Source organism: Paeniclostridium hominis (assembly GCF_014306135.1).
In the GTDB taxonomy this organism is placed as follows: domain Bacteria; phylum Bacillota; class Clostridia; order Peptostreptococcales; family Peptostreptococcaceae; genus Paraclostridium; species Paraclostridium hominis.
Map to the genome: position 1 here is coordinate 252,186 of NZ_JACRWD010000001.1, position 14,082 is coordinate 266,267.

Sequence of the window (14,082 nt, forward strand, 5' to 3'; positions counted from 1 at the left end):
CTCCATTTAAGGAATTACCATTTATATACAATGAATTTTAATAAGGAGGATTAAGTAATGAAAATTATTGAAGGTATAAAAAAGTATGCAAGCACAGATAGAATAGCATTAAAATGTAATGAAGAAACTCTTTCTTACAAAGATTTAGATAAGTATTCAGAAGCAATAGCTTTATACTTAAAAGATATTTATAAAGAAGAAAATACACCAATAGTTATATATGGAAATAAAGAAAATCTTATAATGGCTTGTATGATAGGGGCTTTAAAGTCAGGAAGAGCGTATGTTCCTCTTGATATAAGTTTTCCTTTAGATAGAGTTTTTGAAGTAACAAAAGAAGTTAAGCCTAAAGTAGTGTTTAACTTTAGTGAAGAAAGTAACTTTGGAGATTTAAATGTAATTGATGAAGATAAACTTAAATGTATAATAAAAGAGTACGAAGGAAAAACAATAGATCAAAGTAATTGGGTAAAAGAAGATGAAAATGCTTATATATTATTTACATCAGGAAGTACTGGAAAACCTAAAGGAGTTCAAATAAGTTCAAACAACTTAGATAGCTTTGTTGATTGGATTAGTACTTATTTAAAAATTGATGGAAGTGAGAAGGTAATTATGAATCAAGCTGCATATTCGTTTGACCTTTCAGTAACATCAATATACCCAGGATTAGTTCATGGGGCTACATTATTTTCTTTATCAAAGAAAGTATTAGCAGATTATAAAGAGTTATTTAATCAATTTGAAAAATCAAATATGTCAATTTGGGTTTCAACACCGTCATTTGCAGGTGTATGTGTAACAGAAAATAGTTTTAATCATGAAATGTTACCAAAATTAGAATCTATGATATTTATAGGTGAAGCTTTACCAAAGAGTTTAACTAAAGAGCTTTTAGAAAGATTCCCAAATACAAGGGTTATAAATGGATATGGGCCAACTGAGGCAACTGTCGGAGTTAGTGTAAATGATATGACACAAGAATTAATTGATGATGAAAAGAGTCTTCCAGTTGGATATCCTATGGAAAATTGTAAAATTAAAATTATAGATGAAGATGGAAATGAACTTAAAGAAAATGAAAAAGGGGAAATTGTAATAATAGGGCCTTCAGTATCTAAGGGATACTTTAATAATAAAGAAAAAACTGATGAAGTCTTTTATTATGACGAAATAAATGGAGTTAAACATAGAGCTTATAAAACTGGAGATATGGGTTATATGTTAGGAGGAAATATATATTATTGTGGAAGAAAAGACTTCCAAATAAAATTAAATGGATTTAGAATTGAAATAGAAGATATAGAAAATAACTTAAGAAAAGTTGATAATGTAAAAAATGCTATAGTTCTTCCTGTTTATAAGAATGAAAAAATTGCTTATTTAAAAGGTATTGTAGAATTAAAAGAAGATAATGAATTAGGCAATATTAAAAATGGTATGATAATCAAGAAGGAATTAGGAAAGTATATACCTTCATATATGATTCCAAGAAATATAAAAATTATAGATGAGTTTCCAACAAATATTAATGGAAAAATAGATAGAAAGAAACTTATGGAGGAAAATTAATGACTTTTTCACAATATGGAGATTATTTTTATCTTTATATATTACTATTAACAGCAATACCTGCAATAATTTTAGGGTTAAGTGGTAAAAACATAAAATATTATGGTATGATAGCAAGTGCATTTATGATATTTTTAATAGTTGGAATAAATGTGCATTTATCATTTTTATTATGTTTTATAATAATTGAAGTTATAGTAGTTAAAGGGTATGAATATGTAAGGAAAAAAACTGATAATAAATTTGTATATAGGCTATTTCTATTAGCATCAATGTCTCCAATAATAATTAATAAAATTTCACCATACACATCATTTGGAGTTATTGGATTTATAGGAATATCATATTTAAATTTTAGAACAATACAAATGGTTATTGAAATTTATGATGGAGCAATAAAAGAAGTTAAAATATCTACAATGCTTTACTTCGTATTATTTTTCCCAACATTAAGTTCAGGGCCTATTGATAGATCAAGAAGATTTGAAAAAGACTTAGAAACAAAAATACCAAAAGAGGAATATATAAATGACTATTTAATTCCAGGAGTAAAAAAAATAGTTATGGGTATTGGATATAAATATGTAGTTGCATTTTTAGTTAACACATATTGGATGTCAAAAATACCATCTGAAATAAATTTTGTAAATGCTTTAAGTTATATGTATGCTTATAGTTTATATTTATTCTTTGACTTTGGTGGATATAGTTTATTTGCAGTAGGGACAAGTTATATATTTGGAGTAAAAGCTCCAGACAACTTTAATAAGCCTTTTATAAGTAAGGATATGAAAGAATTTTGGACAAGATGGCATATAAGTCTTTCAAGATGGTTTGGAGACTATATTTTCTCAAGATATGTTATAGCGTCTATAAGAAAGAAAAGATTTAAAAAAAGAGCTACAGCATCTCATGTTGCTCAAATGATTACAATGATAGTTATGGGATTTTGGCATGGGCTAACATGGTTTTATATTGTTTATGGAATATATCAAGGAGCAGCACTTGTTTTAACTGATATATATCAAAAGAAATCTAAATTTTATAAAAAGCATAAAAAAGAGAAGTGGTTTGAATGTGTGCAAATTGTACTAACATTCCATATTGCATGCTTTGGACTATTAATATTCTCTGGATATTTTGCTTAATTTAAGGAGGAATACAAAATGCAAGAAACAGTTATAGAAATTTTTGAAGATGTTTTAGGATGTGACGAGATAAGAGAAGATTTAGATCTTAATTTATTTGATGCAGGTCTTTTAGATTCACTAGCAATAATAGAAGTATTACTTGAAATTGAAGAAAGACTTGGTATAACACTTCAGCCAACAGATTTAGAAAGAAGTGATATGGCTACAGTAAATAATTTAACTAAGTTCTTAGAGGCAAGAAAATAATAAGTGTAATTTTATTAAATAGGGTATTTTATTACAAATAAAAAAGGAGGAAGTAATTCCTCCTTCTTGTTTTATAATACATCACTATAATTCATGTACTCTACTATATCATTGTAAATTTCCACAACAGGAGCTATGTTTTTCATAGTATTATCAAAGTATAACTTTATAACATCATCAGTTTTATAAAGTATTAAATCTTTGTTATCTTGATTTATAAATGATATTGTTTTTTCACTATTATATTCATCTACATCAATAGTTTTTACTATGCAATTATGTTTACTTATTTTTGTTGCTATATTAAATAATAAATCATCACTACAATTATCTATTTGTAGTACTAAACAATGAAATGTAGTTTTAAAATTCATGGGAAACCTCCTCGTATTAAGTCTAAATTTGGTATAAAATAACACCTTATAAGAATTTTAACACATTTGATAAGAAAAACAAATTTGCAAAATGTATAAAAATGCATATATAATATATAAAATAGATTAGATATGGAAACAATTAATCTTATACTTACAATTTTAGAGGAGAGAGTTTTATGTCAAAGGTTGCAAAAGCAGCAGTAGGTCTTATGGCTGCAACATTAATCGCTAAGATATTAGGATTTGGACGCGAACTAGCATTGGCGTCGGCGTATGGAGCATCTGGAACTAGTGATGCTTTCTTAGTAGCTATGAATATACCAGCAGTTATATTCTCAGCGATAGGAACATCATTAGGGACTGCATTTATACCACTTTATTGTGATATAGATGCAAAAAAAGGAAAAAAAGCTTCACTTAAATTTACAAATAATGTTCTTAATATAGTTATTATACTTTGTTTAATAGTTTCGTTAATAGGCGTTATTTTCACAGGTCCTATAGTTAAACTATTTGCAGTAGGGTTTGAAGGAAAAACATTAGAACAGGCTATATACTTTACAAGAGTTTTAATTCTTGGAATGGCATTTTTAGGAATAAGTTATATAATGATGGCATTTTTACAAGTTAAAGAAAACTTTATAATACCAGGACTTATGTCTGTTCCGTATAATATACTTATAATTGTATCTATATTTTTAAGTGTTATGATAGATCCAAATTTATTACCTTGGGGTACATTATTTGGGCTGTCGCTACAATTTATATTCCAATATCCTTTTGCTCGTAAAAAAGGATATAGATATAGACCATATATTAACTTAAAAGATAAATACTTAAAGAAAATGTTATGGTTAATAGGTCCTGTTTTAATAGGGGTTGCAGTTACACAAGTTAATTCTATCGTAGATAGAACTATAGCATCTACTCTTGTAGAAGGAAGTATATCTGCACTTAACTATGCTACTAAATTAAATCAATTTGTTATGGGTATGTTTATAGTTTCGATATCTTCTGTTATATATCCAATGCTTTCTAGATTATCAACAGAAAATAATCAAAAGAAATTTAAAGAGTCTATAGTAACGGCTATAAATGTAGTTATATTAATAATAATACCAATATCAGTAGGAGCTATAATACTAGCAACTCCTATTGTTAGATTATTGTTTGAAAGAGGAAATTTTGATTCTAGAGCTACTCAGATGACATCAATGGCATTAATATTCTATTCAATAGGTATGTTAGGATTTGGGTTAAGAGATATATTAGGAAAAATATTCTATTCACTAAAAGACACTAAAACACCTATGATAAATGGTATTATTGCTATGGGTTTAAATATAATATTAAACTTAGCATTTGTTAAATACACTAATATGCAATTAGGAGGATTAGCATTTGCAACTAGTATATCGTCATTAGTTACAATTTCACTATTATCTTTCAGTTTAAGAAGAAAAATAGGTGCATTTGGTGGTAAAAAAATTATAACGGTTCTTGGAAAAGCTTTAGTATCAGCCCTTTTAATGGCATTTGTGACTAGATTTACATATAATATATTAGATTTAATATTAAGTGATGGATTTATACAAAATGCTATTAAATTAGGAGTTTCTGTTGGTTTAGGAGCTATAGTATATGGAATAAGTATAATTGTTCTAAGGGTAGGCGAAGTTAAATTATTAGTAAAAATGTTAAGAGGTAAAATAAAACGTAAATAATAAATAAAAAACTACAGTTAAATAGCTGTAGTTTTTTATTTATTATATTTAAAGTAAATATTGAATTACAATGTCATAATTTGTTAATCATCATAATATATATTATTAATACTTTCTAGGGGGTATTTTTAATATGAATATATCAAGAAGTATTCGAATAACTAAAAATAGACAAAGCAAAGTATACACATTAATCGCTATAGTTGATGTAGTAGTACTGGCAGCATCTTTTGGAATAATAATAGCAAATTGGTAGAAGAAAAAAGCAACTATCTCCTTTGAGATAGTTGCTTTAATTTATAAAACTAAAAATTTTATTATGATTTAGATTAAATTATTTTTAACTTTGATTATTATACAAAAATATGTTTATATAATAATATATATCTAAGGAGGGTAAGATGATGAAATATATAGATGATATAAAAAATTATATTCCTTTTAATGAACAAGAAAGAAAAGATAAAAATATAATATTAGATTGTATAAATACATACGAAAATATATTAACTAGAGAAAATGAACTTTGTCATATAACAAGTTCAGGATTTATTGTAAATAAAAGAAGAGATAAGGTTTTAATGATTCATCATAATATATATAATTCTTGGGGATGGACTGGTGGACATGCAGATGGAGATAAAGATTTATTAAAAGTTGCCATAAAGGAAGCAATGGAGGAAACTGGAGTGAAAAATGTGTATCCCGTAACAAATAATATATGCTCTATAGAGATTTTGCCAGTAAACTCACATATAAAAAAAGGCAAATATGTGGCTTCACATTTACATTTATCTATAGCATACATATTAGAGGCTAATGAAGAAGATGAATTATTTGTAAAAGAAGATGAGAATAGTGGTGTTAAATGGATATTAATAAATGAAATAGATAAGTATGTAAATGAAGAACATATGATAGGAGTTTATAATAAGCTTATAAACAAAGCTAAAAGTTTATAGATTTTATAAAAAATTATTAGGACTTATAATATTATAAGTCCTAATAATTTTTTAAAAGTATTAGAAATTTTAAGACTTAAGATAATCCATTGCAATCTATACCACAAGACGTAATTATATTATGAAGTTTTGACTTAGGACATGATTTTTTAGATTTTGAAATTTGATAAGAATACCCTTTATATTCATTAGAAGTTTTTATAAAATATTTATATATAGATAGGTTGAATATATTTTCTTCTAATCCAAAATTCATATAATTTAAATAGGACTCTTCTAAATTTGGATTTTTTGAAAGTAAATCATATATTTTAGATTTTATAAATGATAAGTCAGTTATAAGTTGCTTTGTGTTTACATCTAATTCATCATTTATAAATATGAAATCACGTGAACTATTAGTTAGAATTGATAGAGTATCATATTGAGTATGCTTTATTTTTGTCATTATAGAATTATATAAAAAAAATAAATTTCCTAATTCTTTTTCTAATTCAAATTCGCCTTTTAATATCAAACGTATAGATTTCAATTCTTTAGGGGATGAAACTTTAATTTGATTACCTTTATTGAAAACTATATTAGTAGGAAATGATATATCTTCACAATCAATGGAGTTAGTTAATACACCATTTTCAACTTTAAAAAACTCATCACCATGATGAATGATAAAACTTTCACCATAGTTATAATAAAGGGTCTTTGTTGGGACATTATCTCCAAATTTAAATTCTATTAAATTATTATAAGATTTAATTATTTTATTATTAATCAATGATGGATAATAGAAACATTCAAATAACATAAAATCCTCCTATTTTATATAGTAATAATTTGTTAAAAAATTATTCATTACTTACTTTAAATATAGCTAATAATATTAGATATTTCAAGCTTATAAATATAATAAAATAGTGTTGGAAGTATCAATAAACGACATAAATATTTGTATGGCTATTTAATATAACCAGAACTATAATATTAGTATATAATTTAATTATTATGGGAGGATTTAAAATGAAATTCATAGATTTACATTGTGATACAATAGATAAATTAATAAGTATTAAAGAAGATGATAAATTAAAAATAAATTCTCATTCTGTAGATATAGAAAAATTAATAAAAGGTAACTGTTTAGCTCAAACTTTTGCTTTATATGTAGATATAGAAAGTTGTAAAGAACCATATAAACATTGTATGAATATGGCTAATAAGTTTCATAAAGAAGTCAATTTAAATGATGATTTAATAAGTTTGGCAACTAATTATAAAGAAATAATTGATAATGAAAAACGAGGTAAGATAAGTGCATTATTATCGATAGAAGAAGGTGCTGTTTTAGAAGGAGATATCGAGAATTTAAATAAGTTTTATAATTTGGGAGTAAGAATGATGACATTAACGTGGAATCATGAAAATGAAATAGGATATCCGCATATTAGATCTGAATATAGTTCTAAGGGATTAAAAGATTTTGGAATAGAAGTAGTAAATAAAATGAATGAGTTAGGGATGATAGTAGATGTATCACATTTATCAGATGCAGGATTTTATGATGTAGCAAAAATATCTAAAACACCATTTATAGCAACTCATTCAAATGCTAGAAAAATCACTAATCATAGTAGAAATTTAACTGATGATATGATAAAAACTTTGGCTAATTTAGGTGGAGTTACAGGAATAAATTTCTGTAGTGCATTTATAGGAGATACTCCTAAGACCATGATAAAAGATATGGTAAATCATATAAAACATATAAGAAACATTGGTGGAATAGATGTTATAGCATTAGGTTCTGATTTTGATGGAATAGGATGTGAGGTCGAGATAAAGGATGCTAGCGAAATGGGAAAACTTGCAATGCAGTTAGAAAGAGAAGGGTTTAAAACTGAAGAAATAGAAAAAGTATTTTATAAAAATGCATTAAGAGTAATAAAAGATGTAATGAAATAAAATAATAAAAAGCCATGTATAAATACATGGCTTTTATTATTTTATTAACTCTAAGTATCCACTTGGATGGAAGTAGTATATATGTGAAGTATTTTCATCAACGAAATATCCCATATCAGTATCTACATCTGGTAAGAATATATATCCTTTTAATCCTTTCTCTTGTAAAGATTTAAAATTATCTGAAGTTCCTTTGAATATGTAATTTACTTTATTGTTATTATTTATTAAAAGCTTTTCTGCATCAGCTTGAGTTAACATTGTTTGCTGTTTTACAGATGATGTAGTATTTCCTTGTGCAAATGATATTTCATGAGTAGGATTTATTAAGAATAATCCTCCAACTAATACTGATAAAACTAATATTGATTTTTTCATATGTAAAACCTCTTTTCTTTTTTATATTTATTTATATGATTATAATTTCTTTTCTTTATCTTTCTATATATAAATATTAACATAGAAAAATTTTATATAACAGTTACACCCTTGTTACCTTGGATTACAAAATTGTAATTAAAAAAATGTTTAAAATTAAAGTTATAAATCAATACATATACTCTTTGTATATAGTATTATATAATAACTATATAGAAAAAATTGGTACGGAGATGGTTTTGTGGTAAATCGTATAATAGCAGTTGAATTGATGGAAAAAACTAGTTTTTTGATAGTTATCTTAATATTGATTAGTAAAATAAATTTTTTTAAGCGTATATTGCAAAGTGAACAAAATAGTAAATTCAATTTAATTATAATCTCAGGCATATTTAGTGGAATTGCCATTATAGGAACTTACATAGGTATTGATGTTAACGGATCTATTGCTAATGTAAGAAATATAGCTATAGTATCAGGTGGAATTTTATTTGGACCTATAGTAGGTATAATATCTGGATCAGTAGCGGGTATACATAGATTTTTAATTGATATAAATGGGATAACATCGATACCATGTCTTATAACAAGTATAATTGCTGGTGTATTGTCAGGTTATTTATGTGATAAAACTCCTAATGATAAAAAGTGGTTAATTGGAATTATATGTGGAATATTTGTAGAGAGTATAGGTATGCAAATAATCCTTTTATTATCAAAGCCATATAGAGAAGCTAATTTAATTGTACACTATATATACGTACCTATGATAATCGGACAAACAGGAACTGGTTTTTTAATATCTATATTACAAAGCTTAAAAAAGGAAAAAGAAGAAATTGCAGCTAAGCAAGCAAAATTAGCTTTAGATATAACAAATGAAACTCTACCTTATTTTAGAAATATGAATGAAGATTCATTATATAAAGTTTGTAAAATAATAAAGGATGATATAGGAGCTGATGCAGTTTCTATAACAAATAAAAAAACTGTTTTAGCATATGTAGGTATAGGGGAAGAGTATTTTAAAGAAAAGACTAAAACATTAAGTTGTATAACTAAAGAATGCATATATAAGGGAGATATTATATATGTAAAAGAAACTAAAGAAGAATATTTTGCTGATCAGAAAACACCACTAAAGACGGCTATGTTAATACCGTTAAAAGAAAAAAATGAAACTATAGGAACACTTAAAATATATTATTCAAAACAAAGAGAAATAACAGATTCTCAACAAGCTCTAGCTATAGGGTTATCACAAATGATATCTACATTAATGGAATTATCAAAACTTGAGAAGATAAAAGAAGCTGCAAATAAAGCAGAAATAAAAGCTTTACAGACTCAAATTAATCCACATTTTTTATTTAATGCATTAAATACGATAACCTCATTTATAAGAATTAATCCAGATAGCGCAAGAAGTTTAATCATAAATTTAGCTACTTTTTTAAGATATAACTTAGAATTTAGTGATACCCTAATAGATATAAAAAAAGAATTAGAGCAAGTTAAAGCTTATGTTGAAATTGAAAAAGCTAGATTTGGAGACAAATTAAATGTTATATATGACATAGATGAAAAAATTAATGTAAAGATACCTAGCTTAATAATTCAACCATTAGTTGAAAATGCAATTATTCATGGAATAAGAAACAATGGAGGAAAAGGAACTGTTAAAATAACAGTTAAAAATAATGATTATAAGACTATTGTAAGTGTAGAAAACAATGGGATTACAATTGATGATGAGATTATAAATAAAATTAAAAATGGAAATATGCCAGAAAACAAAATAGGACTTTATAATGTTCATCTAAGAATAAAACTTATGTATGGAAATGGATTAGTTATAAAACAGTTAAATCCAGGTACAAAAATAGAATTTTCAATATAGGAGGATTAAATTATGAATTGTATTATAGTTGAAGATGAATTTCCAGCAAGAGAAGAACTTAAATATTTTATAAAAAATTATAGTGATATAAAAATTATAAATGAATTTGATAATGGCTTAGATGTACTAAAGTTTATACAAAAAAATATTATAGATATTATATTTTTAGATATAAATATACCTATGTTAGATGGAATGTTGCTTGCTAAAACTATAGATAAATTTAAATTTAAGCCTAAAATAGTATTTATTACAGCATATAAAGAACATGCAGTAGAAGCCTTTGAATTAGAAGCCTTTGATTATGTGTTAAAGCCATACTCTGATCAAAGAATAATAAATACATTAAATAAGTTAAAAGATAGTGAAATTGAATTGAAAAATAAAAGAGAGTGCAACATAGAGGAAAAAAAAGATATGCATGATACTGTAACTTTATGGAAAGATGATAAAATGGTAGTTTTAAAATCTAGTGATATATATTACTGTGAAGCAAGTGAAAGAGATACTATAGTTTATTCAATTGATAATAAGTATATAGTTAAAAGTTCTATCTCTGAATTTTACAAAAGTATTTCAGAAAATTATTTTTTTAAGACTCATAGATCATATATTGTAAATGTAAATAAAATAAAAGAAATAATACCATGGTTTAATAGTACATATATGCTAAAGTTAAAAGATGTAGATAGAGAAATACCTGTTAGTAGGAGTAATATAAAAGAATTTAGAAATATTATGCATATATAAAATTATATAAGTATAGAAAATATCATCTTAAAAAATAATAGCTTTATGATAAGTTAAGGTAAATAAAAGTAAATATATTTTTACTATCAATATTTAAGTAATTGGAGACATGTTTAATAAAAAAGAGTAGTTTGATAAAGAATTATTTAAAACAAATATTAAATGAAATAAGTAAAGTTACAAGTAATATAGCTTATTAGGAATAAAATGTATATATTTAGAATAGTCATATAATTAATTAAATTTAAAGATGTATATCTAAATTTGCAAAAATAATTAAATTTAGAATATAATTGAAATTATTAATTACATTCATTGCATTTTGGGTATATAATATTAGAGAAATGGAGGTATTTTATGTTAAAAGAATTTATTAAGTATTATAAGCCATATAAAAAGTTATTTATACTTGATTTATTAGCGGCTTTTACAGTAGCTTTGTGTGATTTAGTTTATCCTATGATAACTAGAAATATAATGAATGAAGTTGTGCCAAATAAAGATTTAAGAATGTTGATGGTATTTGCTATAAGTTTATTATTAATATTTATATTAAAGGCAGGATTAAATTACTTTATGCAATACTGGGGTCATGTAGTAGGTGTAAGAATGCAAGCAGATATGAGAAGTTATGTATTTACTCACTTGCAAAAACTTCCTAATCAGTATTTTAACAATAATAAATCTGGAGTTATAATGTCCAGAATAATAAATGATCTTATGGAAGTTTCAGAACTTGCACATCATGGTCCAGAAGATTTATTTGTATCTTTAGTTATGTTGGTTGGTTCATTTTTAATACTTCTTAGAATTAATGTACCACTTACATTAATTGTATTTGCAATATTACCATTTATACTTTTATATGCTATAACTCAGAGAAAGAGAATGAACAGAGCTTTTAAAGAAACTAGGGTAAAAACTGGTGATGTAAATGCAACTTTAGAAAATAGTATAGCAGGAATGAGAGTTACAAAATCATTTTGTACTGAAGAAGAAGAACTTAAAAAGTTTAATGAGTCTAATAATATATTTAGACATGCAAGAGAAAGTGCTTATAAGGTTATGGCACAATATTTCTCTGGAATGTTTTTATTTATAGACGTACTAGAATTGGTAGTTTTAATAGTAGCAGGATATTTTACTTATATGAATTATATAAACTTAGGAGATTTTGCAGCATATCTATTATATGTAAAAATGTTTATACAGCCTATTAGAAAGTTAATAAACTTTACAGAGCAATATCAAAACGGTATGACAGGGTTTGAAAGATTTACAGAGATAATAAACGAAGAAACTGAAAAAGAAGCTAAAAATCCTATAGAGCTTAAAGATGTAAAAGGAAATATAGAAATAGAAAATGTATCTTTTACTTATGAAGATGATAATGAAGTATTTAGTAATCTTACATTATCTATAGAAGCAGGAAAAACAGTAGCATTAGTCGGACCATCAGGTGGTGGGAAAACTACATTGTGTAATCTTATACCTAGATTTTTTGATTTCTCTGAGGGAGATATTAAAATAGATGGTAAAAGCATTAAAGAGGTGAGTTTAAATTCACTTAGAAAAAATATTGGAGTTGTTGCACAAGATGTATTTTTATTTACTGGAACTATAAAAGAAAATATAATAATAGGTAAATCAGATGCAACAGATGCAGAAGTAATAGATGCTTGCAAAAAAGCAAGAATACATGAATTTATAATGACATTACCGCAAGGCTATGATACTTATGTAGGTGAAAGAGGAGTTAAGTTATCTGGAGGTCAAAAGCAAAGAATTTCTATAGCGAGAATTTTCCTTAAAAATCCACCTATAATGATACTAGATGAAGCTACATCAGCACTTGATAATGTTACTGAATATGAAATACAAAAATCACTAGAAGAGCTAGGTAGAAATAGAACTAATTTAGTTGTAGCTCATAGATTATCGACAATACAAAATGCAGATGAAATAATAGTTTTAACAGAAAACGGAATAGAAGAAAGAGGAACTCATAAAGAACTCATTGAAAAATCAGGAGTTTACTCAAAGCTTCACAGAAAATAAAAATGATCAATTAAGGTATAAAGTAGGTATTTTAAAATATCTCTTTATATCTTTTTTTATACATACATTAACAATTTTAAACATATAAGCATATTAAATAATATTATTGAACTTTAAGGAGGTAATTATTATATGAAAGACTCTATATATCCTCAAATGAAAATAATAGAAAGTAATAAATATATATTAAGACCTATAACCTTAGAAGATGCAACTAGTATGTTTGAATATTATAGTCAAGAGAAAGTAGTAAAGTATTTACCTATAAAAGTACACAAATCCATAAGCGAAACAAAGCGATTTATACGAAAAAATTTTATAGATAGTTATAAAAAAGGAAATGTAAATCATTGGGCAATTATAGATAAGCATAATAAAAAATTAATAGGAAATATAGGTTTAAATGATGTTTCTGAAAAAGATACAGAAGCATATATGGGTATATGTGTAAATCCATTGTACTGGGGAAATGATATAGCAACAGATCTGACGAAATACTTATTAGAATATGGATTTAAATTTTTAAAACTAGAAAAATTAATAGCAACAACTTATGAAGATAATAAAAAATCAACAAAATCTTTGAAAAATTTAGGATTTAAGTATGTAACAACTTATGATAAAAAAATTGTAACAAAAAACAAAGTAAGATACGTTAAATGCCATAGATATGAATTGTCTAGAAAGGAATATGTATTATCAAGATATTTATAATTAATGAAATTTATAATAAAAAAAGTATGGATAAATAATTCATACTTTTTTTAGGACATTTTAATAATTAAAATATAATTCGATATCTATTATAAATTAAGTTGATTACGAAAAATATTCTGAATATTATTATAGTTTAAAAAAAATAAAATGTAAATATAATTTTAAAATAAATTATATTTTTACTTTATTTTTTAATGTGAAAATACATATAATAAAAAATATTTTGTATTCATATAGAATTCACATCTATAATGTAGAGTATTTATAAACAATTTAAAATTATAAAAG

14 protein-coding genes are annotated in these 14,082 nt (G+C 25.0%); 11 read left to right on the plus strand and 3 right to left on the minus strand.

Annotation, left to right across the window (positions count from 1 at the left end):
• Positions 1–57: 57 nt before the first annotated feature.
• From dltA to dltC, 3 genes are read left to right on the plus strand one after another with little or no spacing between them, the layout of a single operon-like run.
• Positions 58–1,572, plus strand: a complete 1,515-nt coding sequence (gene dltA, locus H8891_RS01245; RefSeq protein ID WP_187004862.1) for a D-alanine--poly(phosphoribitol) ligase subunit DltA — start codon at positions 58–60, stop codon at positions 1,570–1,572.
• Positions 1,572–2,720 carry a D-alanyl-lipoteichoic acid biosynthesis protein DltB gene (gene dltB / locus H8891_RS01250; RefSeq protein WP_187004863.1) on the plus strand — a complete coding sequence of 383 codons (1,149 nt, stop codon included), beginning with the start codon at positions 1,572–1,574 and terminating at the stop codon, positions 2,718–2,720. The genes dltA and dltB overlap by 1 nt, the downstream gene beginning before the upstream one ends.
• Positions 2,721–2,738: 18 nt before the next feature.
• Positions 2,739–2,969, plus strand: coding sequence for a D-alanine--poly(phosphoribitol) ligase subunit DltC (gene dltC, locus H8891_RS01255; RefSeq protein ID WP_147546562.1), 231 nt, complete (start codon positions 2,739–2,741; stop codon positions 2,967–2,969).
• Between the two features lie 71 nt (positions 2,970–3,040).
• Here the strand turns inward: dltC and H8891_RS01260 are convergent, their stop codons facing one another.
• The gene (locus H8891_RS01260) at positions 3,041–3,343 is read right to left on the minus strand and encodes a hypothetical protein (protein WP_187004864.1); all 303 of its coding nucleotides are present in this window, start codon (positions 3,341–3,343) and stop codon (positions 3,041–3,043) included.
• 179 nt (positions 3,344–3,522) lie between these two features.
• Here H8891_RS01260 and murJ point away from each other — a divergent pair, with 179 nt between their 5' ends.
• The 3 genes from murJ to H8891_RS01270 all read left to right on the plus strand — a co-directional run bounded on the left by murJ (position 3,523) and on the right by H8891_RS01270 (position 6,032).
• Positions 3,523–5,070, plus strand: a complete 1,548-nt coding sequence (murJ, locus tag H8891_RS01265; RefSeq protein ID WP_147546566.1) for a murein biosynthesis integral membrane protein MurJ — start codon at positions 3,523–3,525, stop codon at positions 5,068–5,070.
• Positions 5,071–5,203: 133 nt separating this feature from the next.
• Positions 5,204–5,326, plus strand: a complete 123-nt coding sequence (locus H8891_RS15405; RefSeq protein WP_270647861.1) for a hypothetical protein — start codon at positions 5,204–5,206, stop codon at positions 5,324–5,326.
• A gap of 148 nt (positions 5,327–5,474) precedes the next feature.
• Entirely contained in the window at positions 5,475–6,032 is a 558-nt protein-coding gene (locus tag H8891_RS01270) for an NUDIX hydrolase (RefSeq protein ID WP_187004865.1), read from the plus strand.
• Between the two features lie 76 nt (positions 6,033–6,108).
• On the opposite strand, the gene H8891_RS01275 is transcribed toward H8891_RS01270, so the two are convergent.
• A complete protein-coding gene (locus H8891_RS01275) occupies positions 6,109–6,837 on the minus strand; it encodes a hypothetical protein (RefSeq protein ID WP_187004866.1) in 729 nt (242 codons plus the stop codon).
• 212 nt (positions 6,838–7,049) lie between these two features.
• Between H8891_RS01275 and H8891_RS01280 the strand changes: the two genes are divergently transcribed.
• Positions 7,050–7,991, plus strand: coding sequence for a dipeptidase (locus H8891_RS01280; protein WP_187004867.1), 942 nt, complete (start codon positions 7,050–7,052; stop codon positions 7,989–7,991).
• A gap of 36 nt (positions 7,992–8,027) precedes the next feature.
• Here the strand turns inward: H8891_RS01280 and H8891_RS01285 are convergent, their stop codons facing one another.
• The gene (locus tag H8891_RS01285) at positions 8,028–8,369 is read right to left on the minus strand and encodes a hypothetical protein (RefSeq protein WP_147546575.1); all 342 of its coding nucleotides are present in this window, start codon (positions 8,367–8,369) and stop codon (positions 8,028–8,030) included.
• Between the two features lie 241 nt (positions 8,370–8,610).
• On the opposite strand from H8891_RS01285, the gene H8891_RS01290 reads away from it, so the two are divergent.
• From H8891_RS01290 to H8891_RS01305, 4 genes are all read left to right on the plus strand, one after another.
• The gene (locus tag H8891_RS01290; protein WP_330604948.1) at positions 8,611–10,269 is read left to right on the plus strand and encodes an ECF transporter S component; all 1,659 of its coding nucleotides are present in this window, start codon (positions 8,611–8,613) and stop codon (positions 10,267–10,269) included.
• Positions 10,270–10,281: 12 nt separating this feature from the next.
• The gene (locus tag H8891_RS01295; RefSeq protein ID WP_187004868.1) at positions 10,282–11,019 is read left to right on the plus strand and encodes a LytR/AlgR family response regulator transcription factor; all 738 of its coding nucleotides are present in this window, start codon (positions 10,282–10,284) and stop codon (positions 11,017–11,019) included.
• Between the two features lie 357 nt (positions 11,020–11,376).
• Positions 11,377–13,077, plus strand: a complete 1,701-nt coding sequence (locus H8891_RS01300) for an ABC transporter ATP-binding protein (RefSeq protein ID WP_187004869.1) — start codon at positions 11,377–11,379, stop codon at positions 13,075–13,077.
• A 132-nt stretch (positions 13,078–13,209) separates the two neighbouring features.
• Positions 13,210–13,791: a GNAT family N-acetyltransferase gene (locus tag H8891_RS01305; protein WP_187004870.1), complete on the plus strand. Its 582-nt coding sequence runs from the start codon at positions 13,210–13,212 to the stop codon at positions 13,789–13,791.
• Positions 13,792–14,082 lie beyond the last annotated feature (291 nt).

Coding starts and splice junctions, on each gene's coding strand:
- dltC (WP_147546562.1), top strand. CDS start 2,739: ATGCAAGAAACAGTTATAGAAATTTTTGAAGATGTTTTAGGATGTGAC.
- murJ (WP_147546566.1), top strand. CDS start 3,523: ATGTCAAAGGTTGCAAAAGCAGCAGTAGGTCTTATGGCTGCAACATTA.
- H8891_RS01300 (WP_187004869.1), top strand. CDS start 11,377: ATGTTAAAAGAATTTATTAAGTATTATAAGCCATATAAAAAGTTATTT.
- H8891_RS01305 (WP_187004870.1), top strand. CDS start 13,210: ATGAAAGACTCTATATATCCTCAAATGAAAATAATAGAAAGTAATAAA.
- H8891_RS01280 (WP_187004867.1), top strand. CDS start 7,050: ATGAAATTCATAGATTTACATTGTGATACAATAGATAAATTAATAAGT.
- H8891_RS15405 (WP_270647861.1), top strand. CDS start 5,204: ATGAATATATCAAGAAGTATTCGAATAACTAAAAATAGACAAAGCAAA.
- H8891_RS01295 (WP_187004868.1), top strand. CDS start 10,282: ATGAATTGTATTATAGTTGAAGATGAATTTCCAGCAAGAGAAGAACTT.
- H8891_RS01260 (WP_187004864.1), bottom strand. CDS start 3,343: ATGAATTTTAAAACTACATTTCATTGTTTAGTACTACAAATAGATAAT.
- dltB (WP_187004863.1), top strand. CDS start 1,572: ATGACTTTTTCACAATATGGAGATTATTTTTATCTTTATATATTACTA.
- H8891_RS01285 (WP_147546575.1), bottom strand. CDS start 8,369: ATGAAAAAATCAATATTAGTTTTATCAGTATTAGTTGGAGGATTATTC.
- dltA (WP_187004862.1), top strand. CDS start 58: ATGAAAATTATTGAAGGTATAAAAAAGTATGCAAGCACAGATAGAATA.
- H8891_RS01275 (WP_187004866.1), bottom strand. CDS start 6,837: ATGTTATTTGAATGTTTCTATTATCCATCATTGATTAATAATAAAATA.
- H8891_RS01270 (WP_187004865.1), top strand. CDS start 5,475: ATGAAATATATAGATGATATAAAAAATTATATTCCTTTTAATGAACAA.